This is a genomic window from Streptomyces sp. NPDC093795, assembly GCF_044764665.1.
Taxonomy (GTDB): domain Bacteria; phylum Actinomycetota; class Actinomycetes; order Streptomycetales; family Streptomycetaceae; genus Streptomyces.
Window position 1 is genome coordinate 448,234 of record NZ_JBIWIO010000002.1, and the last position, 25,142, is coordinate 473,375.

24 protein-coding genes and 1 pseudogene are annotated in these 25,142 nt (G+C 72.2%); 20 read left to right on the plus strand and 5 right to left on the minus strand.

The window, feature by feature from the left end:
• Nucleotides 1–11 precede the first annotated feature (11 nt).
• A pseudogene (locus ACIRB7_RS07020) lies at nt 12–131 on the plus strand (helix-turn-helix domain-containing protein); the annotation flags it as partial.
• A gap of 129 nt (nt 132–260) precedes the next feature.
• Here ACIRB7_RS07020 and ACIRB7_RS07025 read toward each other — a convergent pair.
• Nucleotides 261–521: a hypothetical protein gene (locus ACIRB7_RS07025; protein ID WP_403594385.1), complete on the minus strand. Its 261-nt coding sequence runs from the start codon at nt 519–521 to the stop codon at nt 261–263.
• A gap of 33 nt (nt 522–554) precedes the next feature.
• Here ACIRB7_RS07025 and holA point away from each other — a divergent pair, with 33 nt between their 5' ends.
• The gene (gene holA / locus ACIRB7_RS07030) at nt 555–1,541 is read left to right on the plus strand and encodes a DNA polymerase III subunit delta (RefSeq protein WP_403594387.1); all 987 of its coding nucleotides are present in this window, start codon (nt 555–557) and stop codon (nt 1,539–1,541) included.
• A 296-nt stretch (nt 1,542–1,837) separates the two neighbouring features.
• Here the strand turns inward: holA and rpsT are convergent, their stop codons facing one another.
• Nucleotides 1,838–2,104 (minus strand): 30S ribosomal protein S20, encoded by a 267-nt coding sequence (gene rpsT / locus ACIRB7_RS07035; protein WP_403593451.1) that lies wholly within the window; start codon nt 2,102–2,104, stop codon nt 1,838–1,840.
• 184 nt (nt 2,105–2,288) lie between these two features.
• Here rpsT and lepA point away from each other — a divergent pair, with 184 nt between their 5' ends.
• The 3 genes from lepA (at nt 2,289) to hemW (ending at nt 7,551) form a co-directional block, all read left to right on the plus strand.
• Nucleotides 2,289–4,154, plus strand: coding sequence for a translation elongation factor 4 (lepA, locus tag ACIRB7_RS07040; protein WP_351210038.1), 1,866 nt, complete (start codon nt 2,289–2,291; stop codon nt 4,152–4,154).
• 216 nt (nt 4,155–4,370) lie between these two features.
• Nucleotides 4,371–6,248 (plus strand): AMP-dependent synthetase/ligase, encoded by a 1,878-nt coding sequence (locus tag ACIRB7_RS07045; RefSeq protein WP_403593455.1) that lies wholly within the window; start codon nt 4,371–4,373, stop codon nt 6,246–6,248.
• Nucleotides 6,249–6,309: 61 nt separating this feature from the next.
• The gene (gene hemW, locus ACIRB7_RS07050) at nt 6,310–7,551 is read left to right on the plus strand and encodes a radical SAM family heme chaperone HemW (RefSeq protein ID WP_403593458.1); all 1,242 of its coding nucleotides are present in this window, start codon (nt 6,310–6,312) and stop codon (nt 7,549–7,551) included.
• 239 nt (nt 7,552–7,790) lie between these two features.
• On the opposite strand, the gene ACIRB7_RS07055 is transcribed toward hemW, so the two are convergent.
• Entirely contained in the window at nt 7,791–8,591 is an 801-nt protein-coding gene (locus ACIRB7_RS07055; RefSeq protein WP_403593461.1) for a DUF3097 domain-containing protein, read from the minus strand.
• A gap of 10 nt (nt 8,592–8,601) precedes the next feature.
• Complete coding sequence (locus ACIRB7_RS07060) at nt 8,602–9,330, minus strand: MBL fold metallo-hydrolase (RefSeq protein ID WP_403593464.1); 729 nt, start codon at nt 9,328–9,330, stop codon at nt 8,602–8,604.
• A 148-nt stretch (nt 9,331–9,478) separates the two neighbouring features.
• Between ACIRB7_RS07060 and hrcA the strand changes: the two genes are divergently transcribed.
• The 10 genes from hrcA to ACIRB7_RS07110 all read left to right on the plus strand — a co-directional run bounded on the left by hrcA (nt 9,479) and on the right by ACIRB7_RS07110 (nt 18,842).
• Nucleotides 9,479–10,498, plus strand: coding sequence for a heat-inducible transcriptional repressor HrcA (gene hrcA / locus ACIRB7_RS07065; protein WP_351210048.1), 1,020 nt, complete (start codon nt 9,479–9,481; stop codon nt 10,496–10,498).
• On the plus strand, nt 10,499–11,638 hold the full coding sequence (gene dnaJ / locus ACIRB7_RS07070; protein ID WP_351210050.1) for a molecular chaperone DnaJ: 1,140 nt from the start codon (nt 10,499–10,501) through the stop codon (nt 11,636–11,638).
• A gap of 132 nt (nt 11,639–11,770) precedes the next feature.
• The gene (locus tag ACIRB7_RS07075; protein ID WP_403593467.1) at nt 11,771–12,862 is read left to right on the plus strand and encodes a nitronate monooxygenase; all 1,092 of its coding nucleotides are present in this window, start codon (nt 11,771–11,773) and stop codon (nt 12,860–12,862) included.
• A complete protein-coding gene (locus ACIRB7_RS07080) occupies nt 12,859–13,602 on the plus strand; it encodes a 16S rRNA (uracil(1498)-N(3))-methyltransferase (protein ID WP_403593470.1) in 744 nt (247 codons plus the stop codon). The genes ACIRB7_RS07075 and ACIRB7_RS07080 overlap by 4 nt, the downstream gene beginning before the upstream one ends.
• A 77-nt stretch (nt 13,603–13,679) precedes the next feature.
• A complete protein-coding gene (locus tag ACIRB7_RS07085) occupies nt 13,680–15,077 on the plus strand; it encodes a tetratricopeptide repeat protein (RefSeq protein ID WP_403593472.1) in 1,398 nt (465 codons plus the stop codon).
• Nucleotides 15,074–16,195 (plus strand): tetratricopeptide repeat protein, encoded by a 1,122-nt coding sequence (locus ACIRB7_RS07090; RefSeq protein ID WP_403593475.1) that lies wholly within the window; start codon nt 15,074–15,076, stop codon nt 16,193–16,195. The genes ACIRB7_RS07085 and ACIRB7_RS07090 overlap by 4 nt, the downstream gene beginning before the upstream one ends.
• 79 nt (nt 16,196–16,274) lie before the next feature.
• Entirely contained in the window at nt 16,275–16,634 is a 360-nt protein-coding gene (locus tag ACIRB7_RS07095; RefSeq protein ID WP_403593478.1) for a histidine triad nucleotide-binding protein, read from the plus strand.
• A gap of 3 nt (nt 16,635–16,637) precedes the next feature.
• Entirely contained in the window at nt 16,638–17,543 is a 906-nt protein-coding gene (locus ACIRB7_RS07100) for a ribonuclease Z (RefSeq protein ID WP_403593481.1), read from the plus strand.
• A gap of 2 nt (nt 17,544–17,545) precedes the next feature.
• Nucleotides 17,546–18,553 carry an adenosine deaminase gene (locus ACIRB7_RS07105; RefSeq protein ID WP_403594389.1) on the plus strand — a complete coding sequence of 336 codons (1,008 nt, stop codon included), beginning with the start codon at nt 17,546–17,548 and terminating at the stop codon, nt 18,551–18,553.
• 52 nt (nt 18,554–18,605) lie between these two features.
• Nucleotides 18,606–18,842 carry a hypothetical protein gene (locus tag ACIRB7_RS07110; protein WP_403593484.1) on the plus strand — a complete coding sequence of 79 codons (237 nt, stop codon included), beginning with the start codon at nt 18,606–18,608 and terminating at the stop codon, nt 18,840–18,842.
• 214 nt (nt 18,843–19,056) lie between these two features.
• Here the strand turns inward: ACIRB7_RS07110 and ACIRB7_RS07115 are convergent, their stop codons facing one another.
• A complete protein-coding gene (locus ACIRB7_RS07115; RefSeq protein WP_403593487.1) occupies nt 19,057–20,394 on the minus strand; it encodes an MFS transporter in 1,338 nt (445 codons plus the stop codon).
• Nucleotides 20,395–20,664: 270 nt separating this feature from the next.
• Here ACIRB7_RS07115 and ACIRB7_RS07120 point away from each other — a divergent pair, with 270 nt between their 5' ends.
• The 5 genes from ACIRB7_RS07120 (at nt 20,665) to ACIRB7_RS07140 (ending at nt 25,115) form a co-directional block, all read left to right on the plus strand.
• Nucleotides 20,665–21,810 carry a carbohydrate kinase family protein gene (locus ACIRB7_RS07120; protein WP_403593489.1) on the plus strand — a complete coding sequence of 382 codons (1,146 nt, stop codon included), beginning with the start codon at nt 20,665–20,667 and terminating at the stop codon, nt 21,808–21,810.
• A gap of 106 nt (nt 21,811–21,916) precedes the next feature.
• Entirely contained in the window at nt 21,917–22,945 is a 1,029-nt protein-coding gene (locus ACIRB7_RS07125; RefSeq protein WP_403593492.1) for a PhoH family protein, read from the plus strand.
• A 22-nt stretch (nt 22,946–22,967) separates the two neighbouring features.
• Entirely contained in the window at nt 22,968–23,465 is a 498-nt protein-coding gene (gene ybeY, locus ACIRB7_RS07130; protein WP_351210070.1) for an rRNA maturation RNase YbeY, read from the plus strand.
• A gap of 10 nt (nt 23,466–23,475) precedes the next feature.
• On the plus strand, nt 23,476–24,765 hold the full coding sequence (locus ACIRB7_RS07135) for a hemolysin family protein (protein WP_403594392.1): 1,290 nt from the start codon (nt 23,476–23,478) through the stop codon (nt 24,763–24,765).
• On the plus strand, nt 24,762–25,115 hold the full coding sequence (locus ACIRB7_RS07140) for an MmcQ/YjbR family DNA-binding protein (protein WP_403593495.1): 354 nt from the start codon (nt 24,762–24,764) through the stop codon (nt 25,113–25,115). Before ACIRB7_RS07135 ends, ACIRB7_RS07140 begins: the two co-directional genes overlap by 4 nt.
• Nucleotides 25,116–25,142 lie beyond the last annotated feature (27 nt).

The following is a 25,142-nucleotide window of genomic DNA, read 5'->3' on the forward strand; positions in this document are numbered from 1 at the left end:
GGCGAGAGCGGATGTCCCTGGTGGGCCTGCTGCGCAGCAGCGGACCGTTCACCGCCACCCGCGCTGCCGAGCTGACCGGGGAGTCCGTGGCCAGCTGCTCCTACCACCTGCGGATACTTGCCAAGTACGGGCTGGTGGAGGAGGCGCCGGGCGGCCGGGGGCGGGAGAAGCCCTCTGCTGCCCTCGCCGCCGCCGCGCATGCGGGAACTGCCTACGCGGGAAGGGGAGTCGGCGCCCGTCGGGTAGGCCGGTCGGCGGCGTTACTCCGCTTCCAGCCAGCCGTCGTACTCGGCGGCGAGGCCGTCCAGCGCCGCCGGGTCCAGGCGGCCCTCCGGGTCCTCGACGACCACCAGCCACTGGGCGTCCTCGGCGTCGTCCTCGCCGGCCAGGGCGTCCCGTACGAGCTGCGGTTCCTCGGCCACGCCGAAACGGTCGGGGAGCTCTCCGGCGATCTCCTCGGCGGCGTCGCGGTCGGGAAGTACGAGTACGTGTCGTTCGCTCACCCCGCCATTCTCGGGCATCGCTGTCAGTGGCCCGTGGGATGCTGGATCGCGATGGCCACCAGAAAGACTTCCCCCGACGACCTCCTCGGCCCCGTGACGCTCGCCGTGGGGCAGGAGGACCTGCTCCTCGACCGCGTCGTCCAGGAGGTGGTGGCGGCCGCCCGCGCCGCCGACGCCGACACGGACGTGCGCGACCTCACGTCCGACCAGCTCCAGCCCGGCTCGCTGGCGGAGCTCACCAGCCCCTCGCTCTTCGCCGAGCGCAAGGTGCTGGTCGTGCGGAACGCCCAGGACCTCTCCGCCGACACGATCAAGGACGTCAAGGCCTACCTCGACGACCCGATCGAGGACATCTCGCTCGTCCTGCTCCACGCGGGCGGCGCCAAGGGCAAGGGGCTGCTCGACGCCGCGCGCAAGGCGGGGGCGCGGGAGGTGGCCTGTCCGAAGACCACGAAGCCGGCGGAGCGGCTGACGTTCGTACGGCAGGAGTTCCGCGCCCTCGGCCGCGCGGCCACGCCGGAGGCCTGTCAGGCGCTCGTCGACTCGATCGGCAGCGATCTGCGGGAGCTCGCGTCCGCGGTCGCGCAGCTCACGTCCGACGTCGACGGGACGATCGACGAGGCGGTCGTCGGGCGGTACTACACGGGCCGCGCCGAGGCCTCGTCCTTCAACATCGCGGACCGCGCGGTCGAGGGGCGGGCGGCGGAGGCCCTGGAGGCGCTGCGCTGGTCGCTCTCGACCGGGGTCGCGCCGGTACTCGTCACCAGCGCGCTCGCGCAGGGCGTACGGGCGATCGGCAAGCTGTCGTCGGCGCGGGGCGGCCGGCCCGCCGACCTGGCGCGGGAGCTGGGCATGCCGCCCTGGAAGATCGACCGGGTGCGGCAGCAGATGCGGGGCTGGACCCCGGACGGCGTGGCGCTGGCGCTGCGCGCGATCGCGGAGGCGGACGCGGGGGTGAAGGGCGGCGGGGACGACCCGGAGTACGCCCTGGAGAAGGCGGTGGTCGCGGTGGCGCGGGCGGCGCGGTTGCGGCGGTAGGGGGCGGATTGCCGGGGCGGCGGGCGCGGGGCGCGGCGGCTGGTGCCGGTCCGGTGCCGGTTGCGCGTGCGGTGCGGGTGCGGCGTGCGGGGGCGGTGTGATTCCGCGCCGGTGCTTTTTCGGGGGGTATGGCGAAGGCCCCGTAGCTCCTGGGGAAGGAGCTACGGGGCCTTCGTCGTACAAGCTGGGTGGGCTCGCACCCGCGTGGCGAACGCGTCCGCGTGCGAGTCCTGGGTGGCCGGGCGGGAGCGGGAGAGAGGGCCCGCTGGGTCCCGTACGGCCGGTTACATCAGAGCTCAGCCCTGGAGAGCGGCAACCTTGATGGCCAGCGCCGACTTCTTGTTGGCGGCGGCGTTCTTGTGGATGACACCCTTCGAGACAGCCTTGTCGAGCGCGCGGGAGGCGTCGCGAGAAGCCACGGTGGCCTTCTCGACGTCACCCGCGGCGACGGCCTCGCGGGCCTTGCGGATCGCGGTCTTGAGCGAGGACTTGACGGCCTTGTTACGCAGGCGCGCCTTCTCGTTCGTCTTGTTCCGCTTGATCTGGGACTTGATGTTCGCCACGAAAAGAGCCTTTACAGGTTCGATGTTCCTTCTGGATGCGTCTCGCAGGCTGAGAGGGCGCACGAGACACAGCTGTCCACACTATCAGCCACTCTCGTGCCCGCCCAAACCGGGCGCAGGGCGACGGGCATGGGACCATGGAGCCTACGTATCGATCCGACATCGCCCCGAGACGAGACCCTGCGTGCCCGCGACTCCTCCCCACGTGCCCGAGCCGAGCCGTACCGCCCCGGCTCTGATCCGCAACTTCTGCATCATCGCGCACATCGACCACGGCAAGTCCACGCTCGCCGACCGGATGCTCCAGCTGACCGGTGTGGTCGACCAGCGGCAGATGCGCGCCCAGTACCTCGACCGCATGGACATCGAGCGGGAGCGGGGCATCACGATCAAGTCCCAGGCGGTCCGGCTGCCGTGGGCGCCGACCGAGGGGCCGGGTCAGGGCGACACGCACATCCTGAACATGATCGACACCCCCGGGCACGTCGACTTCACCTATGAGGTGTCCCGGTCGCTCGCCGCCTGCGAGGGCACGATCCTGCTGGTCGACGCGGCGCAGGGCATCGAGGCGCAGACGCTGGCCAACCTGTACCTGGCGATGGAGAACGACCTCACCATCGTTCCCGTACTGAACAAGATCGACCTGCCCGCCGCCCAGCCGGAGAAGTTCTCCGAGGAGCTCGCCAACCTCATCGGCTGCCAGCCCGAGGACGTCCTCAAGGTCTCCGCGAAGACCGGCATGGGCGTCGAGGCGCTGCTCGACCGCGTCGTCCGGGACGTTCCGGCGCCGGTCGGTGTCGCCGACGCCCCCGCCCGCGCGATGATCTTCGACTCCGTGTACGACTCGTACCGGGGTGTGGTGACGTACGTACGAGTCATCGACGGCCAGCTCAACAAGCGCGAGCGCATCAAGATGATGTCGACCGGCGCGACCCACGAGCTCCTGGAGATCGGCGTCTCGTCCCCGGAGATGACGCCGTCGGACGGTCTCGGCGTCGGCGAGGTCGGCTACCTCATCACCGGTGTGAAGGACGTCCGCCAGTCCAAGGTCGGTGACACGATCACCTCCCTGCACAAGGGCGCCACCGAGGCGCTCGGCGGCTACAAGGACCCGAAGCCGATGGTGTTCTCGGGCCTCTACCCGCTGGACGGCTCGGAGTACCCGGACCTCCGCGAGGCCCTCGACAAGCTCCAGCTCAACGACGCCGCCCTCGTCTACGAGCCGGAGACCTCCGCCGCGCTCGGCTTCGGCTTCCGCGTCGGATTCCTGGGGCTTCTCCACCTTGACGTGATCCGCGAGCGGCTCGAGCGCGAGTTCGGGCTCGATCTCATCGCCACCGCGCCCAACGTGGTCTACCGCGTGGTCATGGAGGACGGCAGCGAGCACACCGTCACCAACCCGAGCGAGTTCCCCGAGGGCAAGATCGACGACGTGTACGAGCCCGTCGTACGCGCCACGATCCTCGCCCCCAGCGAGTTCATCGGCGCGATCATGGAGCTGTGCCAGACCCGCCGCGGCACGCTGATCGGCATGGACTACCTCTCCGAGGACCGGGTCGAGATCCGCTACACCCTGCCCCTCGCGGAGATCGTCTTCGACTTCTTCGACCAGCTCAAGTCCAAGACGCGCGGTTACGCCTCCCTGGACTACGAGCCCACCGGCGAGCAGGCCTCCAGCCTGGTCAAGGTCGACATCCTGCTGCACGGCGACAAGGTCGACGCGTTCTCCGCCGTCACCCACAAGGACGCCGCGTACGCCTACGGTGTGCGGCTCGTCGCGAAGCTGCGCGAGCTCATCCCGCGGCAGGCCTTCGAGGTGCCGATCCAGGCCGCGATCGGCTCCCGGGTCATCGCCCGCGAGACCATCCGCGCCATCCGCAAGGACGTCCTCGCCAAGTGCTACGGCGGTGACATCTCCCGTAAGCGGAAGCTGCTGGAGAAGCAGAAGGAAGGCAAGAAGCGCATGAAGATGGTCGGTTCGGTGGAGGTGCCGCAGGAGGCCTTCATCGCCGTCCTGTCGAGCGACGAGTCCTCCGGCAAGAAGAAGTAGGGAAGAAGCAGGCGGGCCGGAGTAGCTGCCCTGTGCAATGAAACGGGTCCACGCGTCACGCGCGCGTGGGCCCGTTCGTTATTGAAGCGACGTGAAGCGACGCCCTGTAGCCCCTTACGCGCCGGACCTCGGCGCTTTACTCTGATCCCGGCTCGAAGGTTACTCGCCAGTTAGTTACGAACCACCAGCAGGCACCGCCGCCGCCCGGAGGACGTCGTGAGCGACACACAGACCCAGATCGAGAACCGGCCGCCCTCCGTGGCGACCCTCTTCCTTGACCGCGTCGAGCGGACCCCGGACGCGGAGGCCTACCGCTACCCGGTCCCCGCCGCCTCCGGCGCCGGCCCGGACGACTGGAAGTCGCTCAGCTGGGGCCAGGCCGCCGAGCGCGTCTACGCGATCGCCGCCGGCCTCGTCGACCTCGGCGTGCAGTCCGAGGAGCGGGTCGCCCTCGCCTCCTCCACCCGCGTCGAGTGGGTCCTCGCCGACCTCGGCGTGATGTGCGCCGGCGCCGCGACCACCACGGTCTACCCGCAGACCAACGCCGAGGAGTCGGCGTTCATCCTCTCCGACTCCGAGTCGAAGGTCCTCATCGCCGAGGACGCGGCCCAGCTCGCCAAGGCCGTGGAGCGCCGCGCCGACCTGCCGAACCTCCACCACGTGGTCGTCATCGACGCCACGGGAGTGGAGAGCGACGGCGAGTGGGTCCTCTCCCTCGCCGAGCTCGAGGCGCGCGGCCGGGCCTACCTGGAGAAGCACCCCGAGGCCGTCAAGGAGCGGGTCGCGGCGATCACCCCCACCCAGCTCGCGACCCTCATCTACACCTCCGGCACCACGGGCCGCCCCAAGGGCGTCCGCCTCCCGCACGACAACTGGTCGTACATGGCCAAGGCCATCGCCGCCACCGGCCTCGTCACCCAGGACGACGTCCAGTACCTGTGGCTGCCCCTCGCGCACGTCTTCGGCAAGGTCCTCACCTCCGGCCAGATCGAGGTCGGACACGTCACCGCCCTCGACGGCCGCGTCGACAAGATCATCGAGAACCTGCCGGTGGTCCAGCCGACCTACATGGCCGCAGTGCCCCGCATCTTCGAGAAGGTCTACAACGGCGTCGCCGCCAAGGCCCGCGCCGCCGGCGGAGCCAAGTACAAGATCTTCCAGTGGGCGGCCGGCGTCGCCCGCGAGTACGCCAAGGCCAGCCAGGACAACTTCCGTCGCACGGGCACCGCCTCCGTGCCCTTCGGCCTCACCGCCAAGCACAAGGTCGCCGACGCGCTCGTCTACAGCAAGATCCGCGAAGCCTTCGGCGGCAACCTGCGCGCCTGCGTCTCGGGCTCCGCCGCGCTCGCCCCCGAGATCGGCTACTTCTTCGCCGGCGCCGGCATCCACATCCTGGAGGGCTACGGCCTCACGGAGACCTCCGCCGCCTCCTTCGTCAACCCGGGCGAGGCCTACCGCACCGGCACCGTCGGCAAGCCGCTCCCCGGCACCGAGGTCCGGATCGCCGACGACGGCGAGATCCTGCTGCGCGGCCCCGGCATCATGGAGGGCTACCACGGCCTGCCCGAGAAGACGGTCGAGGTCCTGGAGTCCGACGGCTGGTTCCACACCGGTGACATCGGCGAGCTGTCCGCCGACGGCTACCTCCGGATCACCGACCGCAAGAAGGACCTGATCAAGACGTCCGGCGGCAAGTACATCGCGCCGGCCGAGGTCGAGGGCCAGTTCAAGGCCGTCTGCCCGTTCGTCTCCAACATCCTGGTCCACGGCGCCGACCGGAACTTCTGCACCGCCCTGATCGCCCTCGACGAGCCCGCCCTCATCGGCTGGGCCGCCGAGCACGACCTCGCGGGCAAGTCGTACGCCGAGGTCGTCGCCGCCCCGCAGACCGTGGCGATGATCCAGGGCTACGTCGACCGCCTCAACGAAGGCCTCCAGCGCTGGCAGACGATCAAGAAGTTCCGGCTGCTGCCCCGGGACCTCGACATCGAGCACGGCGAGCTGACGCCGTCGCTGAAGCTGAAGCGACCGGTGGTGGAGCGCGAGTACAAGCACCTCATCGAGGAGATGTACTCGGGGTCGCGGGAGTCCTGACCCCCGACCCTGTGGAGAGGTTGTCCACAGGCCGGACGCGTACCTCGGGCAGTACGGGACAATGGGGCTCATGCCTTCCGTACTGCCCGATGGTGAATCCGTGCCCGAGACCGGGGCGCTGCCCGCGCACGCCCTGGAAGGGGCGGCCGAGCGGCCCCTCGGGTTCTATCTGCACGTGCCGTACTGCGCCACGCGCTGCGGCTACTGCGACTTCAACACCTACACGGCCAGTGAGCTGCGGGGGACCGGGGGCGTGCTCGCCTCCCGGGACAACTACGCCGAGCAGGTCGCCGAGGAGATCCGGCTCGCCCGGAAGGTGCTCGGGGACGACCCCCGGCCCGTGCGGACCGTCTTCGTCGGCGGGGGTACGCCGACGCTGCTCGCCGCCGGTGATCTCGTACGGATGCTGGCGGCCGTACGCGACGAGTTCGGGCTCGCGGACGACGCCGAGGTGACGACCGAGGCGAATCCGGAGTCCGTGAACCCGGCGTACCTGGAGGAGCTGCGGGCCGGGGGCTTCAACCGGATCTCCTTCGGCATGCAGAGCGCCAAGCAGCACGTCCTCAAGATCCTCGACCGCACGCACACGCCCGGGCGCCCCGAGGCGTGCGTCGCCGAGGCGCGGGCCGCCGGGTTCGAGCACGTGAACCTGGACCTGATCTACGGGACGCCCGGGGAGTCCGACGACGACTGGCGGGCCTCGCTCGACGCGGTGATCGGCGCCGGGCCGGACCACGTCAGCGCGTACGCCCTGATCGTCGAGGAGGGGACGCAGCTCGCCCGCCGGATCCGGCGCGGCGAGGTGCCGATGACCGACGACGACGTGCACGCCGACCGGTACCTGATCGCGGACTCCGTGCTCGCCGAGGCCGGGTTCGACTGGTACGAGGTGTCCAACTGGGCCACCTCGGAGGCCGGGCGCTGCCTCCACAACGAGCTGTACTGGCGCGGGGCGGACTGGTGGGGGGCCGGTCCCGGGGCGCACAGCCATGTGGGGGGCGTGCGGTGGTGGAACGTGAAGCATCCCGGTGCGTATGCGGCGGCGCTTGCCGGGGGGCGGTCGCCGGGGGCGGGGCGGGAGCTGTTGTCGGACGAGGATCGGCGGGTGGAGCGGGTGCTGCTGGAGTTGCGGCTTCGGGAGGGTGTCGAGTTGTCGCTGCTGCGGCCGGCTGGGCTTGCTGCGGCTGAGCGGGCGCTGGCGGACGAGCTGCTGGAGGCTGAGCCGTACGCTCGCGGGCGGGCCGTGCTGACGCTGCGGGGGCGGTTGCTCGCCGATGCGGTGGTGCGGGATCTGGTGGACTGAGGTTCGGGCGCGGGGGGCGAGGCGCCGCTCAGGGCGCCGTTCCGTTGTGCCCACCCGTTCCGCCCCAGCGGAACGATTGCCCACAACGGGGTGGGTGGGCGCGGGGCGGTTGCTCACAACGGGGTGGGTGGGGGCAAAGGCGGGGCGGTTGCCCGCAACGGGGTGGGTGGGTGCAAGGTGGGGCGGTTGCCCGCAACGGGGTGGGTGGGTGCAAGGTGGGGCGATGCCCACCGCGGGGCCTACGGGGCTGTTACGAAGTCGATCAGTTCTTCTACTCGGCCCAGGAGTTGCGGTTCCAGGTCCTTGTAGGTCGTGACTCTCGACAGGATGTGCTGCCAGGCCGCCCCCGTGTTCTCCGGCCAGCCCAGGGCGTGGCACACGCCCGTCTTCCAGTCCTGGCCCCTCGGGACCCGTGGCCAGGCCGGGATGCCCAGGGACGACGGCTTCACCGCTTCCCAGACGTCGATGTACGGGTGGCCCACGACCAGCACGTCGGGCGAGGTCACCTGGGCGGCGATCCTCGACTCCTTCGAGCCCGGGACCAGGTGGTCCACCAGGACCCCCAGACGCGCGTCCGGCGCCGGGGCGAACTCCGCCACGATCGCCGGCAGGTCGTCGACACCCTCCAGATACTCCACGACGACCCCCTCGATCCGCAGGTCGTCGCCCCAGACCCGCTCCACGAGCTCGGCGTCGTGGCGGCCCTCCACGTAGATCCGGCCCGCTCGCGCCACCCGCGCGCGTGCGCCCGGGACCGCCACCGAGCCCGACGCCGTGCGGGTCGGGCGGGCGGGGGCCGCGGACGGGCGGACCAGGGTCACCACCCGGCCCTCCAGGAGGAAGCCGCGCGGGTCCAGCGGGAACACCCGGTGCTTGCCGAAGCGGTCCTCCAGGGTCACCGTGCCCGCCTCGCAGCGGATCACCGCCCCGCAGAAACCCGTCGTGACCTCCTCGACGACCAGATCACGGTCGGCCGGGACCTCCGGGACGGGTGCCGAGCGCTTCCAGGCGGGCGTGAGATCGGGGTCGTAGCTGCGCATTCGGGCGACGTTATGCGACGGAGAAGCGCGTTGCCAGTTCCTCCCGTTGGAGTCGTACGAACGTGGCGTCCACCACCGCCCCGTGCCCCGGTACGTACACCGCGTCCTCGCCGCCGAGCCGCAGCAGCCGGTCCAGGGCGTCCGGCCAGCGGGAGGGGATCGCGTCCGGGCCCGCCTGCGGCTCGCCCGACTCCTCGACCAGGTCGCCGCAGAAGACCACCTCAGGACCGCCCGGCACCAGGAGCACCAGGTCGTGGCCCGTGTGGCCGGGGCCGACGTTCGCCAGGAGGACCTGCCGGCCGCCCAGATCGAGCGTCCACTCGCCGGAGACCACGTGCCGCGGCGCCACCAGGACGTCCGCGGCCTCCGCGGCCGCTGCCGCGTCGAGCCCGTGCCGTACCGCGTCCCCGCGCAGCTCCTCCCGAGCCCGCGCCCCGCCGAGCAGCGCGTCCGAGCCGACCGCGCCGAAGACCTCCGCGCCCGCGAAGGCCGCCGTGCCCAGCACATGGTCGAAATGAGGGTGGCTCAGTGCGATGTGCGTCACTCTCCGGCCGCCCGTCAGCCCCGCGATCTGAGTCCGCAGCTCGGCGCCCTCCGCGAGCGAGGAGCCCGTGTCGTACAGCAGCACCGCCCGTTCGCCCAGTACCAGTCCGACCGTGGCGTCCCAGCCGGGCAGCCGTCGCCGGCCCACCCCGTCCGCGAGCCGCTCCCATCCGTACGCTTCCCAATCCACGTCCATACAGCGACGCTAGCCGGTGGGGGCGCCGCCTCCTTGCCAGGAGCGTCGTCGGCCGCCGTACACTGGCCGGGGGATCGCTGGCACTCGGGCAGGGTGAGTGCCAAAAGCGGAGCAACCGGAACGACGTCGACAGCTGGAGGTGCGCACGATGCTCAGCGAACGCAGACTCGAGGTCCTGCGCGCCATCGTCCAGGACTACGTCGGGACGGAGGAGCCCGTCGGCTCCAAGGCGCTCACCGAGCGCCACAAGCTCGGCGTCTCGCCCGCCACCGTGCGCAACGACATGGCCGTGCTCGAGGAGGAGGGCTTCATCGCCCAGCCTCACACCAGCGCCGGCCGCATCCCGACCGACAAGGGCTACCGGCTCTTCGTCGACCGGCTCGCCGGCGTCAAGCCGCTGTCGACGCCCGAGCGCCGGGCCATCCACAACTTCCTCGACGGCGCGGTGGACCTGGACGACGTCGTCGGCCGCACGGTGCGGCTGCTCGCGCAGCTGACCCGCCAGGTCGCCGTCGTCCAGTACCCCTCGCTGACCCGTTCGACCGTCCGGCACGTGGAGCTGCTCGCGCTGGCTCCCGCCCGCCTGATGCTGGTGCTCATCACCGACACCGGCCGCGTCGAGCAGCGGGTCATCGACTGCCCCGCGCCCTTCGGCGAGACCTCCCTCGCCGATCTGCGGGCCCGGCTCAACAGCCGGGTCGTCGGCCGGCGGTTCGCCGACGTGCCGCAGCTGGTGCAGGACCTCCCCGAGTCCTTCGAGGAGACCGAGGACCGCGCCACGGTCACCACCGTGCTCGCGACCCTCCTCGAATCCCTGGTCGAGGAGCACGAGGAGCGGCTGATGATCGGCGGCACCGCCAATCTCACCCGCTTCGGCCCCGACTTCCCCCTGATGATCAGGCCTGTCCTTGAAGCCCTGGAGGAGCAGGTCGTCCTCCTCAAGCTGCTCGGCGAGGCCAAGGAATCGGGCATGACCGTACGCATCGGGCACGAGAACGCCCACGAGGGGCTGAGCTCCACGTCCGTCGTCTCGGTCGGCTACGGTTCGGGCGGCGAGGCAGTCGCCAAACTCGGCGTGGTCGGACCGACCCGCATGGACTACCCCGGAACGATGGGAGCGGTACGCGCAGTGGCACGTTACGTCGGACAGATCCTGGCGGAGTCGTAAGTGGCCACGGACTACTACGCCGTACTCGGCGTGCGCCGCGACGCTTCCCAGGACGAGATCAAGAAGGCATTCCGGAGGCTCGCCCGCGAGCTGCACCCGGACGTCAATCCCGATCCGAAGACGCAGGAACGCTTCAAGGAGATCAACGCCGCCTACGAGGTCCTCTCGGACCCGCAGAAGAAGCAGGTCTACGACCTGGGCGGCGACCCGCTCTCGGCCTCCGGCGGAGGCGGCGCGGGCGGATTCGGGGCCGGTGGCTTCGGCAACTTCTCCGACATCATGGACGCCTTCTTCGGCACGGCCTCGCAGCGCGGCCCGCGCTCGCGGACCCGCCGTGGCCAGGACGCCATGATCCGGCTGGAGATCGACCTCAACGAGGCGGCCTTCGGCACGACCAAGGACATCCAGGTCGACACGGCGGTCGTCTGTACGACCTGCTCGGGCGAGGGTGCCGCGCCCGGCACCTCCGCGCAGACCTGTGACATGTGCCGCGGCCGTGGCGAGGTCTCCCAGGTCACCCGGTCGTTCCTCGGCCAGGTCATGACCTCCCGCCCCTGCCCGCAGTGTCAGGGCTTCGGCACGGTCGTCCCGACGCCGTGCCCGGAGTGCGCCGGCGACGGGCGCGTGCGCTCGCGCCGGACGCTGACGGTCAAGATCCCGGCCGGTGTCGACAACGGCACCCGGATCCAGCTCGCGGGCGAGGGCGAGGTCGGCCCCGGCGGCGGCCCCGCCGGCGATCTGTACGTCGAGATCCACGAGACCCCGCACGACACCTTCCAACGGCGCGGCGACGACCTGCACTGCACGGTCACCCTCCCGATGACGGCGGCCGCGCTCGGTACCAAGGTGCAGCTGCAGACCCTCGACGGACTCGAGGAGATCGATGTCCGTCCGGGCACCCAGTCCGGCCAGTCGATCCCGCTGCACGGCCGTGGCATCACCCACCTGCGCGGCAACGGCCGGGGCGACCTGATCGTGCACGTCGAGGTGCAGACCCCCGGCAAGCTCGACGCCGAGCAGGAACGGCTCCTGCGCGAACTGGCCAAGCTGCGCGGCGAGGAACGGCCCACCGGCCAGTTCCAGCCGGGGCAGCAGGGTCTGTTCTCGCGCTTGAAGGATGCGTTCAACGGGCGGACCTGATCCGACCCGGAAACGGAGAGTAGGGGGCGGGGCGGCGTCGAGCCGTCCCGCCCTTTCCGTACCTGACGTACGAATCTTCCGTACCTGACGTACGAATTCGGCGCGGCAGCAGGGGCATGGCACGATGCCCATATGTCCACCACCGCACTGAACGATCTCTCTCGGCATCCGATCGTGCAGGCCCCCATGGCGGGTGGCGCCTCCTGTCCCGAGCTGGTCGGAGCCGTCTGCGAGGCCGGGGCGCTCGGCTTCCTGGCCGGCGGGTACAAGACGGCCGGAGGGCTGTACCAGGAGATCAAGCAGGTACGCGGGCTCACCGCACGCCCCTTCGGCGTCAACCTCTTCCTGCCCCGGAGCGGACCGTCCGCCGACCCCGCCGCCGTCGAGGTCTACCGTCACCAGCTCGCCGGCGAGGCCACCTGGTACGACACCCCGCTCGGCGAGGCCGACGACTGCCGCGACGACGGCTACGACGCCAAACTGGCCATCCTCCTGGAGGACCCGGTCCGCGTCGTCTCCTTCACCTTCGGCTGCCCCGCGCCCGAGACGCTCGCCGCCTTCGCCCGCGCCGGTACGTTCACGATCGTCACCGTCACCTCCGCCGACGAGGCCCACGCCGCCCAGCGGGCCGGCGCCGACGCCGTCTGCGTCCAGGGCGCCGAGGCCGGCGGGCACCAGGGCACGTACCGCGACGACCCGGCCGACGAGGGCGCCCAGGGCACCGGCCTGCTCGCCCTCCTCACCCGGATCCGCGAGAGCGTCGCCCTGCCGATCGTCGCCACCGGCGGGATCATGCGCGGCGCCCAGATCGCCGCCGTCCTCGCCGCGGGAGCCGACGCCGCCCAGCTCGGCACCGCCTTCCTCTGCTGCCCCGAGTCCGGCGCCCACCCGCTGCACAAGCGGGCCCTGACCGACCCGCTGTTCACCCGCACCGCCTTCACCCGGGCCTTCACCGGGCGCCCGGCCCGCGGCCTCGTCAACCGCTTCATGCGCGAACACGGGCCGTACGCCCCCTCCGCCTACCCGGAGATCCACCACCTCACCGCCCCGATCCGCAAGGCCGCCGCCACCGCGGGCGACGCCCAGGGCATGGCCCTGTGGGCCGGCCAGGGCCACCGGCTCGCCCGCGAACTCCCCGCCGGGCAGCTGGTCGAGGTGCTGGCCGCCGAACTCGACACCGCCCTCTCCGACCTCTCCGGGTCCGCCCACAGGAGCGCCTCATGACCGCACCCGTCTTCGTCGTCGACACCGTGCCCGGTACCGGCACCTTCGTCCTCGAAGGGTCCGAGGGGCGGCACGCCGTCTCCGTGAAGCGGCTCCAGGGCGGGGAGGACGTCGTCCTCACCGACGGCCGGGGCCGCTGGGCCGACTGCGTGGTGCTCACGGCCGAGGGCAAGGACCGGCTGACCGTCCAGGTGTCCACCGACCACGAGGACCCCGAGGAGCAGCCCCGGATCACCGTGGTCCAGGCCCTCCCCAAGGGCGACCGGGGTGAACTCGCCGTCGAGACCATGACGGAGACCGGGGTGGACGCCGTCGTGCCCTGGGCCGCCTCCCGCTGCATCACCCAGTGGAAGGGCGACCGGGGCCTCAAGGCGCTCGCCAAGTGGCGGTCCACCGCGCGCGAGGCCGGCAAGCAGTCGCGCCGCACCCGGTTCCCCGAGGTCGCCGACCTGATGTCGACCAAGCAGGTCGCCGCGCTCCTCGCGGGCGCCGACTTCGCGGCCGTCCTGCACGAGGACCGCGACCATCCGAGCGGCGCGCTCGCCACCGCCGAACTCCCCGAGAAGGGCTCGATCGTGCTGATCGTCGGCCCCGAGGGCGGGGTCTCGCCGCAGGAGCTCGCGGCGTTCGAGGAGGCCGGCGCGAAGCCGTACCGGCTGGGCCGCAGCGTGCTGCGCACATCCACGGCCGGCACGGCGGCGACGGCGCTCGTCCTGGGGCGGACGGGGCGCTGGAGCTAGGGCGCGGTGTCTCGTCCGGGTTGTGTACGGCGGAACCCGGTGGACGGCCGCCGCCGGGCGGTCCTTAGGCTGACCGCATGGCCGACGAGTCCCCCCTGATCCGCAGTCTGCGCGCCGCCGTGGCAGCCGCCCCCGGTGACGTACCCCTGCGTCTTCACTTCGCCGAACTCCTCCTCGCCGAGGGCCGGAACGACGAGGCCGTCACGGAAGCGGCGGTCGCGCTCCAGCACGCGCCGGGGGACGCGGAGGCGCGTGCCCTGATGATGCGGGCGATGGGCGTGCCGCCCGTCGCCGAGCCCGTAGAGCAGCCCGTAGCCGGGCCCGTCGACGAGCCCATCGAGAAGCCGGTCGACCCGCCCGTCGCCAAGCCCATCGAGAAGCCCGTCTACAAGCCCGTCGAGAAGCCTGCCGACAAGCCGGTTGCCGGCACCTCCGACGAGCCGGACGCCGGGGCCTCCGAGGAGCCCGTCGACCGGCCCTCCTTCGACTGGGACGCCGCCGAGCAGCAGGTCCAGGACCTCGTCGGGCCCCGTTTCCTGGAGGCCCCGCTGGCCGCCGAGGGCGACGGTGTCGCCGGGGACGCCGCCGCCTGGGACGTCGACGCCCCCGGTGCCGTACGCCTCGCCGACGTCGGCGGCATGGAAGAGGTCAAGGACCGGCTCGAAGCCGCGTTCCTCGCGCCCATGCGCAACCCCGAACTGCGCCGCCTCTACGGCAAGTCGCTCCGCGGCGGACTGCTCCTCTACGGGCCGCCCGGCTGCGGCAAGACCTTCATCGCGCGGGCCGTCGCGGGCGAACTCGGCGCCAACTTCCTCACCGTCTCGCTCTCCGACGTCCTCGACATGTGGATCGGCGCCTCCGAGAAGAACATCCACGACATCTTCGAGACCGCCCGCCGCCAGGCCCCCTGCGTCGTCTTCCTCGACGAGCTGGACGCCCTCGGGGCCAAGCGCTCCCGCACGGCCCACAGCGGCCTGCGCAACGTCGTCAACCAGCTGCTCACCGAGCTCGACGGCATCGCGAGCGGCGCCGGCAACGAGGGTGTCTTCGTGCTCGCCGCCACCAACGTGCCCTGGGACGTGGACATCGCGCTCCGCCGCCCCGGCCGCCTCGACCGCACCCTCCTCGTGCTGCCGCCGGACGCCACCGCCCGCGACGCGATCCTCCGCTACCACCTGCGCGAGCGCCCCATCGAGGCCGTCGACCTCGGCAAGCTGGTCAAGGCCACCGAGGACTTCTCGGGCGCCGACCTCGCCCATGTCTGCGAGACGGCCGCCGAGGCCGCGCTCCTCGACTCCGCCCGCAGCGGCTCCGTACGCCTGATCTCCACCAAGGACCTGCTCGGCGCGGCCAAGCAGATCAAGCCGTCCACGGAGCCGTGGTTCGCCGCCGCCAGGAACGTCGCCATGTTCGCCAACGAGGGCGGCCTGTACGACGACCTCCTCGCCCACCTCAAGCGGAAGCGCAAGCTGTGACCGCGCCACCCACGCCGCCGACGCCGGCCACCCCGACCGCTCTCCTGCGGGCCGACGCCCTGTACGACGCCGGGCGGTACGCGCAGGCAGGCGAGCTCGTCGCCCAGCATCTGGCGACCGAACCGGAGGACGCGGAGGCGCTCGTCCTGCTCGCCCGCTGCCACGACCGGGCCGGCGACCACCCGGCCGCCCTGGACGCGGTGGACCGGGCCCTGAGCGCCGAACCCGAGCTGCTCATGGCCTGGCTGATGCGCGTACAGATCCTGCTGAGCCTGCGGCGGTTCCAGGACGCCGAGACCGCCGCCCGGTACTCCGTCCGGCTCGGCCCGCAGTTCTGGGGCACCCACTACGCCCTCGGCACCGCCCTCGCCCAGTTCGGGGAGCACGCGCCCACGCCCGCGCGTGCCGTCGAGGCGTACGAGGCGGCGCGGGCCGCCGTCAGCCTCGCCCCCGAGGAGGACGGCGCCCACTTCCTGGTCGGCCTCACCGCCCAGCGCCGGGGTGACCACGCCACCGCGCAGCGGGCGTACGAGACGGCGCTGCGGCTCAACCCCCAGAGCAGCGAGGCCCACAACAACCTGTCGCTGCTGCGGCTGCGCCGCCGCTGGTTCCGGCGCGGGGCCTGGACGCAGGCCGCCGAGGGCTTCGTCGCCTCCGCCGCGCTCGACCTGGAGGACCGCAAGGCCCGCTACAACCTGGAGGCCATGGCCTGGAACACCGTCGCGGGATCCCGCTGGGTGGCCCTCGTCGGCTTCATCGCCTCCACCTTCGGCTCCGCCCCGGTCCGCTCCGGAGCCACCGGCGCCGAGGCCCTCGTCCCCTTCGCGATCGGCGCGGCCGTGCTCCTCGGCGCCTGGGGCGGCTGGGCGCTGTGGATGAGCCGCCGGGTGCCGCCCCGGCTGCGCCGGCCGATGTTCCTCGTGGCGCGCTCCTGCCGGCCGGTGATCGCGATGGCCACGGCCGTGGGGCTGCTCGGTCTCTACTCGCTGGTGACGATGGCCCTGTGGTCGTTCGACGCGGGCGTGGTCGGCGGGCTCGGGACCCCGCTGTTCTGGGCCGTGATCATCACGTACTGGGTGAGCCGCTCCGCCCTGAACCGGCGCGCCCCCAAGGACTGACGGCCTGGGGCGCGGGGATGTCGGAGGCGACGGATAGCATGCGCGTGGAGTGACCGACGAGGCGAGGAGGCCCAGGGCCATGGCCGGAGAGCCGCAGAGCGACTGCCTGTTCTGCAAGATCGTGGCGGGCGAGGTGCCCGCGACGATCGTGCGCGAGACGGAGACGACCGTCGCGTTCCGCGACATCAACCCGCAGGCGCCCACCCACGTCCTCGTGATCCCGCGCCTCCACTACCCGGACGCCGCGTCGCTCGCCGTCGGCGCCCCGACCGTCGCCGCCGACGTGCTGCGAGAGGCCGGAGAGATCGCCGCGCAGGAGAAGACCGCCGACAGCGGCTACCGCATCGTGCTCAACACGGGCGCGGGCGCCGGCCAAACCGTCTTCCACGCCCACGCGCACGTGCTCGGCAACCGCGGCCTCAACTGGCCCCCCGGATAACCCGTGTCCGTACGCGAACTGGTCGTCCTCGGGACCGCGAGCCAGGTCCCGACCCGGCACCGCAACCACAACGGCTATCTGCTCCGCTGGGACGGGCAGGGCATCCTCTTCGACCCCGGTGAGGGCACCCAGCGCCAGATGCTGCGGGCCGGGGTCGCCGCGCACGACCTCCACCGGATCTGCGTGACGCACTTCCACGGCGACCACTCGCTCGGCCTGGCCGGGGTGATCCAGCGGATCAACCTCGACCAGGTCCCGCACCCGGTCACCGCGCACTACCCGGCGAGCGGGCAGCGGTTCTTCGAGCGCCTGCGGTACGCGACGGCCTACCGCGAGACCGTGAAGCTGACCGAGTCGCCCGTCGCCGCCGACGGGCCGCTCGCCGTCACCGAGGCGTACACTCTCGACGCGTACCGGCTCTCCCACCCCGTCGAGTCGTACGGCTACCGGCTCACCGAGCCCGACGGGCGCCGCATACTCCCCGGGAAGCTGGCCGCGCACGGCATCAAGGGCCCCGACGTGGGCCGGATCCAGCGTGACGGCGTCCTGGACGGCGTGACCCTCGACGAGGTCAGCGAGATCCGGCGCGGGCAGCGCTTCGCCTTCGTCATGGACACCCGGCTCTGCGACGGTGTGCACGCCCTCGCCGAGGGCGCCGACATGCTCGTCATCGAGTCGACCTTCCTCGACGAGGACGTCCGTCTCGCCACCGACCACGGCCATCTGACGGCCGGACAGGCCGCGTCGGTCGCCCGTGACGCGGGCGTACGGCACCTCGTCCTCACCCACTTCTCGCAGCGCTACTCCGACCCGGCAGAGTTCGAGCGGCAGGCGCGGGCGGCCGGGTTCGACGGCGAACTGAGCATTGCCCAGGACCTCATGAGGGTCCCCGTACCGAAACGAACGTGAACATGCCCTTCCCCACCGGCCTTCCCAAGGCCGAACTGCACCTCCACATCGAAGGCACCCTCGAACCCGAGCTGGCCTTCGCGCTCGCCGCACGGAACGGCGTCACCCTGCCGTACGCGGACACCGAGGACCTACGCCGGGCGTACCGCTTCGACGACCTCCAGTCCTTCCTCGACCTCTACTACGGCCTGATGGCCGTGCTGCGCACCGCCGAGGACTTCACCGAACTCACCGACGCCTATCTGGAGCGGGCCGCGGCCCAGGGCGTCCGGCACGCCGAGATCTTCTTCGACCCGCAGGCGCACACCGCCCGAGGAGTCCCGATCGGCACCGTCATCGAAGGCCTCGGCGCCTCCCTCGAACGCTCCGAGGAGCGGTACGGGATCTCCACCCGGCTCATCATGTGCTTCCTGCGCGACGAGTCGGCGGAGTCGGCCCTCGCGACCCTGGAGGCCGCGAAGCCGTACCTGGACCGGATCACCGGTGTCGGCCTGGACTCGGCGGAGGTCGGCCACCCGCCGGCGAAGTTCCGCGCGGTGTACGAGGAGGCCGCCCGGCTCGGGCTGCGGCGCGTCGCCCACGCGGGCGAGGAGGGCCCGGCCGCGTACGTCCGCGAGGCCCTGGACGTCCTCGGGGTGGAGCGGATCGACCACGGTCTGCGCTGCATGGAGGACCCGGAGCTCGTCTCCCGGCTGGCCCGCGAGCGGGTGCCGCTCACGCTCTGCCCCCTGTCGAACGTCCGGCTCCGCGTCATCGACACCCTCGCCGACCACCCACTCCGCACGATGATGGAGGCGGGCCTGCTGGTGACGGTGAACTCCGACGACCCGGCGTACTTCGGCGGCTACGCGGGCGACAACTTCGACGGCGTGCGGGAGGCGCTCGGGCTCACGCCGGAGCAGCTCCGCGAGCTTGCCCGCAACTCCTTCGCGGCCTCCTTCCTGGAGGACGACGAGCCGCGCAGGGCGCGGTACCTCGCCGAGGTGGAGGCGTACGAGTTCGGGTCCTGAAGGAGTCGCCGGGAGTCGCCGGGAGTCCACTATCCCGAGCCGGCGGGCCACTGTGGACGAGCGGCTCCGGAAGGCGGGCCAGGACCCGGCCGCGGTCCACGCCGTCGCCGGTGTCGAGCTGGAGCTGTCGCGGAAGGACGCCGGGTGCCAGGCGGGGGCGGGCCTCGCCACCGCCGTCGCCGCGGCGCAGGCCGACGCCGAGAAGACGCTGGGCGCCGGGTACGAGGACGAGCTCGCCGCGCTGCGGACCCTGCGGCGCGACGCGCTCGCGACGGCGGAGCGCGGCTGACGCCGGACCCAGGCCCAGGCCCGCTCGCGACGGCGGAGCGCGGCTGACGCCGGACCCAGGCCCAGGCCCTGGCCCGCTCGCGACGGCCGAGCGGGCTGACGCCGGTCCCAGGCCGTGCCCGGCTCGCGACGGGCGGAACCGGGCTGACGCCGGTCCCAGGCCCTGGCCCGCTCGCGGCGGCGAGGGCTGAGGCGGTGCCGGACCCGCCCCGCCCCTACCCCCGGTCGCTCGGCCTCGCCAGGCGGAAGGCTGATTTCGCGAGGCGGCGGCGGCCCGCCGCGTTCGGGACCGTGATCGGGGTGACCTCCTGTTCCGGCGCGCCCATCTGGGGGACGAGCGCCGGGGTCGCCGACGCCGTGCCCGCCAGGACCGCCGCCGGTGCGCCGCCGCGGCGGCGGACCGAGCCCGGCACCAGGGGGCGGCCCGAGGCGTGGCGGGCCACCGCCGTCATCGGGACCGCGACCACGAGGAGCAGGGCGCACAGGACGACGCCCATGCCCGTGTAGCCGGCGCCCTCCGACAGCAGGCTCCCGGTCACCGGGCCGCAGGCCACGCCCAGGGAGGACGCCGAGCCGACCAGGACGGCCCAGCGGCCGCGCGGGTCGAGCGAGGCGGCCAGGCCCAGGAGGTACGACAGGACCACCGGGTAGAGGGCGTTCCACAGGATCTCGCCGGTCGCGAAGGAGGCCAGGCCGCCGGCCGCCGAGCTGAGCAGGACGCAGCCCGCGATGAGGACCGTGCCCGCGCCGATCGGCACCGCCCGGCCCAGGCGCGAGCCGAGCGCCCCCGCAGCCGTGACCCCGGCGAGCCCCGCGCCCAGCGCCGCCGCGAAGACCGCGCCGACGGTGACCTCGGAGAGACCGGCCTGGGTGAGCCCGATGCGGCCGCTCACGCCCCACAGCGCGTTCTGCGCGAGGGACCAGCACAGGATGCCGGCGGCGAGGACGAGCCCGGCCCGGCGGTGGGGGAGGGGACCCGAGACCGTCGGGGCCTCCCGCACCGCGCGCGTGGCACCCGGCAGGCGGCGCGTCAGGGGCCACACCAGGGCCGCCGCGCAGGCGATCGCGAGCAGCGGCGGCGCGTGTCCGGCGGCCAGGTGCGGAAGGGTCAGGTACAGCGCGCCCGCGGTGGCCGAGACCGTGAGCAGGCCGAGGGTGGAGGCCCGGTGCGGGTCCCGCTGCCCGGCGATCCCGGCGGCGGCCACCGCCGTGGCCGTACCCGAGCCGACGCCGCCCAGGACGCAGCCCGCGACCACCAGGGGCACGGCGCCGGTCGCGGCGGCGGAGCCGTACCCGACCGCCATCGCGAGCAGGCCCGCGCGGGCCGCCAAGCGCGGCCCGATCCGCTCCCCGCGCGCGGCGAGCGTGAAGCCGGCGGACGAGGAGCCGAGCAGCAGCACGGAGCCGACCAGGCCCGCCTGCGCGGGGGTCAGGCCGAGGCCGGCGGAGAGCCGGCCGACGACGGTCGGCAGCAGGTACGGGGCGAGGTAACCGGCCGTGAAGAGGGCGACGAGGGCGACGAGAGCCCCCGGGACGCGCGGGCGCGACGACATGGGCGTTCCAGGAACTGAACAGGGAAATGAGACGCGCGCCCGGTGATCCACGGGTCGCGGCACCATGTGTATCAAGCATCGGAGTGGGCGGAGAAGGCGGTATCCCCCGATTCGGTCTGTGATATGGGTCACGATCGGTTTGGGGTCGGTGCGACGGGGCAACGCGCGATGGGCGTGTCGCGTCACCCCCGTCTCCCCACCCCCATCGGGCACACTGTCCAGATCGGCACCACGGTGCCGATCCGCCGCACCACGACCGGGGAGTCCGCCGTGACCACAGCAAGGGGAGACCAGCCGCAACACGACGCCGGGGTCGACCCGTTGGTGTGTCTGCGCGAGCCCACCGACCCCGCCTGCGACGTCTTCCTGACCGGCACCGTCTTCCTCGACATCATCTTCACCGGCCTCGACAGCGCACCCGTCCGCGGCACCGAGTCCTGGGCCCGCGGCATGGGATCGAGCCCCGGCGGCGTCGCCAACATGGCCACCGCCCTCGCCCGCCTCGGCCTGCGCACCTCGCTCGCCGCCGCCTTCGGCGACGACCACTACGGCGAGTACTGCTGGGACGCCCTGGAGCAGGGCGAGGGCATCGACCTGTCCCTCTCCCGCACCGTCCCCGGCTGGCACTCCCCGGTCACCGTCTCCATGGCCTACGAGGGCGAGCGCACGATGGTCTCCCACGGCCACGAGGCTCCCCCCGACGCCGACGCCGACGCCGACGCCGACGCCGCCGGCACCCTGCCCGCCTACCCGCCCCACGCACGCGCGGCCGTCGCCTCCCTGGTCCCCGGCCGCGGCGAGGAGTGGGTCGCCCGGGCCGCCCGCGACGGCGCCAAGGTCTTCGCGGACGTCGGCTGGGACGACACCGGCCGCTGGGACCTGGCCGGCCTCACCGACCTGGAACACTGCGAGGCCTTCCTGCCCAACGCCACGGAGGCGATGCGCTACACCCGCACCGACTGCCCCCGGGCCGCCGCCCGCGCCCTCGCCGACAAGGTCCGTTACGCCGTCGTCACCCTCGGTTCCGAAGGCGCCTACGCCGTCGACGGCGGCACCGGCGAGACCGCCGAGGTGCCCGCCATCCAGGTCTCCGCCCTCGACCCGACCGGCGCGGGGGACGTCTTCGTCGCCGGCTTCGTCACCGGCACCCTCGCCGACTGGCCCCTCGCCGACCGCCTCGCCTTCGCCGGCCTCACCGCCGCCCTCTCCGTCCAGGAGTTCGGCGGCTCCCTCTCCGCCCCCACCTGGGACGAGATCGCCGCCTGGTGGCAGCGGGCGCAGGGCCACGCCATGCAGGACCCCGAGGCCCTGCGCGCCCGCTACGCCTTCCTGGAGCGGCTCCTGCCGGCCCCCGCCCGCCCCTGGCCGCTGCGCCGCGCGGTGCCCACGATCGGCTTCCGCGCGGTCGCCCCGTAAACCGCTACGGCCTTGTCGGACCGGAGTCGTAGGCTTGGTAGCCCAGAGGCCGTCGAGTGGCGACAGCCCTGCAACGGGAGGTGTGTGCAGGCCACAGTGCCGGCCCATGACTCAGACACCCACATCCCCCAACGGCGCGCCCGGCGAAGCCCGCGCCCACTTCACCGTCCCCGCCAAGCACCCGATGGTGACCATCCTCGGATCCGGTGACTCGCTGCTCCGCGTGATCGAGCGGTCGTTCCCCCGGGCCGACATCCACGTCCGGGGCAATCAGGTCAGCGCGGTCGGCGACGCGGCGGAAGTCGCTCTGATCCAGCGCCTGTTCGACGAGATGATGCTGGTGCTCCGCACCGGACAGCCGATGACGGAGGACGCGGTGGAACGCTCGATCGCCATGCTCAGGGCGAGCGGGAACGGATCGGCGGAGGGCGGCGAGGAGACCCCCGCCGAGGTCCTCACGCAGAACATCCTGTCCAACCGGGGCCGCACGATCCGCCCCAAGACGCTCAACCAGAAGCGGTACGTCGACGCGATCGACAAGCACACGATCGTCTTCGGCATCGGCCCCGCCGGTACGGGCAAGACCTACCTCGCCATGGCCAAGGCGGTCCAGGCCCTGCAGTCCAAGCAGGTCACCCGGATCATCCTGACCCGCCCGGCCGTCGAGGCCGGCGAGCGCCTCGGCTTCCTGCCCGGCACGCTCTACGAGAAGATCGACCCGTACCTGCGCCCGCTCTACGACGCCCTGCACGACATGCTCGACCCGGACTCGATCCCCAAGCTGATGGCCGCGGGCACGATCGAGGTCGCGCCACTGGCGTACATGCGTGGTCGCACGCTCAATGACGCGTTCATCATCCTCGACGAGGCGCAGAACACGAACCCCGAGCAGATGAAGATGTTCCTCACCCGCCTCGGCTTCGACTCGAAGATCGTCATCACCGGTGACGTCACCCAGGTCGACCTGCCGAACGGGACGAAGAGCGGTCTGCGACAGGTCCGCGACATCCTGGACGGGGTCCAGGACGTCCACTTCTCGACGCTCACGTCGCAGGATGTCGTCCGGCACAAGCTCGTCGGCCGTATCGTCGACGCGTACGAGCAGTACGACAGCCGCAACGGGCTGCGACATTAGACGAGAGAAGTACAAGAGCACCATGTCGATCGACGTCAACAACGAGTCCGGTACCGAGGTCGACGAGCAGGCGATCCTCGACATCGCCCGCTACGCGCTCGCGCGCATGCGCATCCACCCGCTCTCCGAGCTCTCGGTGATCGTCGTGGACGCGGAGGCGATGGAGCAGCTCCACATCCAGTGGATGGACCTGCCGGGGCCGACGGACGTCATGTCCTTCCCGATGGACGAGCTGCGTCCGCCGGTCAAGGACGACGACGAGCCCCCGCAGGGGCTCCTCGGTGACATCGTGCTCTGCCCCGAGGTGGCCACCCAGCAGGGCAAGGACGCGCCGACGGAGCACTCCATGGACGAGGAGCTCCAGCTCCTCACCGTCCACGGCGTGCTGCACCTCCTCGGGTACGACCACGAGGAGCCCGACGAGAAGGCCGAGATGTTCGGCCTCCAGGCGGCGATCGTCGACGGCTGGCGCGAGGAGAAAGGCCTGACCGGCCCTTCTCCCGCGCCGACCGTCTCCTGACCCCGTGGACATGTCGCTGATCCTCGGCGCCGTGGCCCTGGTCGTCGTGGCCTGGCTCGCCGCCTGCGCCGAGGCCGGTCTGGCCCGTGTCACCAGCTTCCGCGCCGCCGAGGCCGTACGGTCCGGGCGGCGCGGGGCGGGGAAGCTGGCCCAGATCGCCTCCGACCCGACCCGCTATCTCAACGTGGCGCTGCTCGTGCGCGTCGCGTGCGAGATGGCGGCCGGCGTCCTCGTCACGTACGCCTGCCTCGAAGCCTTCCCTGAGACCTGGGAGGCGCTGCTCATCGCCATCGCCGTCATGGTCCTCGTCTCGTACGTGGCCGTCGGCGTCTCCCCGCGTACGATCGGCCGCCAGCACCCGCTGAACACCGCGACGGCCGCCGCGTACGTCCTGCTTCCGCTGGCCCGGATCATGGGGCCGATCCCGCAGCTGCTCATCCTCATCGGCAACGCGCTGACCCCCGGCAAGGGCTTCCGGAAGGGCCCCTTCGCCTCCGAGGCGGAGCTGCGGGCCATGGTGGACCTCGCCGAGCAGGAGTCGCTGATCGAGGACGACGAGCGCCGGATGGTGCACTCCGTCTTCGAGCTGGGCGACACGCTCGTACGGGAGGTGATGGTGCCCCGTACCGATCTGGTCTCCATCGAGCGGTTCAAGACGATCCGTCAGGCCCTCACGCTCGCGCTGCGCTCCGGCTTCTCCCGGATCCCGGTCACCGGCGAGAACGAGGACGACGTCGTCGGCGTCGTGTACCTGAAGGACCTGGTCCGCAGGACGCACATCAACCGGGACGCCGAGGGTGACCTGGTGGCGACGGCGATGCGGTCCGCCACCTTCGTGCCCGACACCAAGAACGCCGGCGACCTGCTGCGCGAGATGCAGCAGGAGCGCAACCACGTCGCCGTCGTCATCGACGAGTACGGCGGCACGGCCGGGATCGTCACCATCGAGGACATCCTGGAGGAGATCGTCGGCGAGATCACCGACGAGTACGACCGTGAGCTGCCGCCGGTCCAGGACCTCGGCGAGGACCGTCACCGGGTCACCGCCCGCCTCGACATCGGGGACCTGGGCGAGCTGTACGGGTTCGGCCCCGACGAGTTCGACGACGAGGACGTGGAGACCGTCGGCGGGCTGCTCGCGAAGGCGCTCGGCAGGGTGCCGATCGCGGGCGCGAAGGCGGTGGTGAAGCTGCCGGACGGGCGGTCGCTGCGGCTGACGGCCGAGTCCCCGGCCGGCCGGCGGAACAAGATCGTCACCGTCCTCGTGGAGCCGCTGGAACCGGAGGAGAGGACGGGATGACCCCCGACGAGCTGCGCGCCTTCTGCCTCGGCTTCAACGACGCGTCGGAGGAGTTCCCGTTCGGCCCGGAGACCTCCGTCTTCAAGGTCGCCGGGAAGCTGTTCGCGCTGTCGGCGCTCGATTCCGAGCCGCTGCGGGTCAACCTCAAGTGCGACCCGGACGAGGCGGTACGCCTCCGCGAGGAGCACCCGGCGATCGCGCCCGGCTATCACATGAGCAAGCGGCACTGGAACACGGTGACCGTCGCGGAGCTCCCGGACCGGATGGTCCGGGAGCTCGTCGAGGACTCGTACGACCTGGTGGTCGCGGGTCTGCCGAAGGCCGTACGGCTCCGCCTCGACAGGCCCTGATCCAGGAGCGTCGCGGTGGGGGCCGGG

What these genes read in the sequence shown, in the direction of transcription:
- ACIRB7_RS07025 (WP_403594385.1), bottom strand. Translation starts at nt 521, where the DNA reads ATGCCCGAGAATGGCGGGGTGAGCGAACGACACGTACTCGTACTTCCC.
- holA (WP_403594387.1), top strand. Translation starts at nt 555, where the DNA reads ATGGCCACCAGAAAGACTTCCCCCGACGACCTCCTCGGCCCCGTGACG.
- hemW (WP_403593458.1), top strand. Translation starts at nt 6,310, where the DNA reads ATGGGGCTCATGCCTTCCGTACTGCCCGATGGTGAATCCGTGCCCGAG.
- ACIRB7_RS07055 (WP_403593461.1), bottom strand. Translation starts at nt 8,591, where the DNA reads ATGCGCAGCTACGACCCCGATCTCACGCCCGCCTGGAAGCGCTCGGCA.
- ACIRB7_RS07060 (WP_403593464.1), bottom strand. Translation starts at nt 9,330, where the DNA reads ATGGACGTGGATTGGGAAGCGTACGGATGGGAGCGGCTCGCGGACGGG.
- hrcA (WP_351210048.1), top strand. Translation starts at nt 9,479, where the DNA reads ATGCTCAGCGAACGCAGACTCGAGGTCCTGCGCGCCATCGTCCAGGAC.
- ACIRB7_RS07075 (WP_403593467.1), top strand. Translation starts at nt 11,771, where the DNA reads ATGTCCACCACCGCACTGAACGATCTCTCTCGGCATCCGATCGTGCAG.
- ACIRB7_RS07080 (WP_403593470.1), top strand. Translation starts at nt 12,859, where the DNA reads ATGACCGCACCCGTCTTCGTCGTCGACACCGTGCCCGGTACCGGCACC.
- ACIRB7_RS07085 (WP_403593472.1), top strand. Translation starts at nt 13,680, where the DNA reads ATGGCCGACGAGTCCCCCCTGATCCGCAGTCTGCGCGCCGCCGTGGCA.
- ACIRB7_RS07095 (WP_403593478.1), top strand. Translation starts at nt 16,275, where the DNA reads ATGGCCGGAGAGCCGCAGAGCGACTGCCTGTTCTGCAAGATCGTGGCG.
- ACIRB7_RS07105 (WP_403594389.1), top strand. Translation starts at nt 17,546, where the DNA reads ATGCCCTTCCCCACCGGCCTTCCCAAGGCCGAACTGCACCTCCACATC.
- ACIRB7_RS07115 (WP_403593487.1), bottom strand. Translation starts at nt 20,394, where the DNA reads ATGTCGTCGCGCCCGCGCGTCCCGGGGGCTCTCGTCGCCCTCGTCGCC.
- ACIRB7_RS07125 (WP_403593492.1), top strand. Translation starts at nt 21,917, where the DNA reads ATGACTCAGACACCCACATCCCCCAACGGCGCGCCCGGCGAAGCCCGC.
- ybeY (WP_351210070.1), top strand. Translation starts at nt 22,968, where the DNA reads ATGTCGATCGACGTCAACAACGAGTCCGGTACCGAGGTCGACGAGCAG.
- ACIRB7_RS07135 (WP_403594392.1), top strand. Translation starts at nt 23,476, where the DNA reads ATGTCGCTGATCCTCGGCGCCGTGGCCCTGGTCGTCGTGGCCTGGCTC.
- ACIRB7_RS07140 (WP_403593495.1), top strand. Translation starts at nt 24,762, where the DNA reads ATGACCCCCGACGAGCTGCGCGCCTTCTGCCTCGGCTTCAACGACGCG.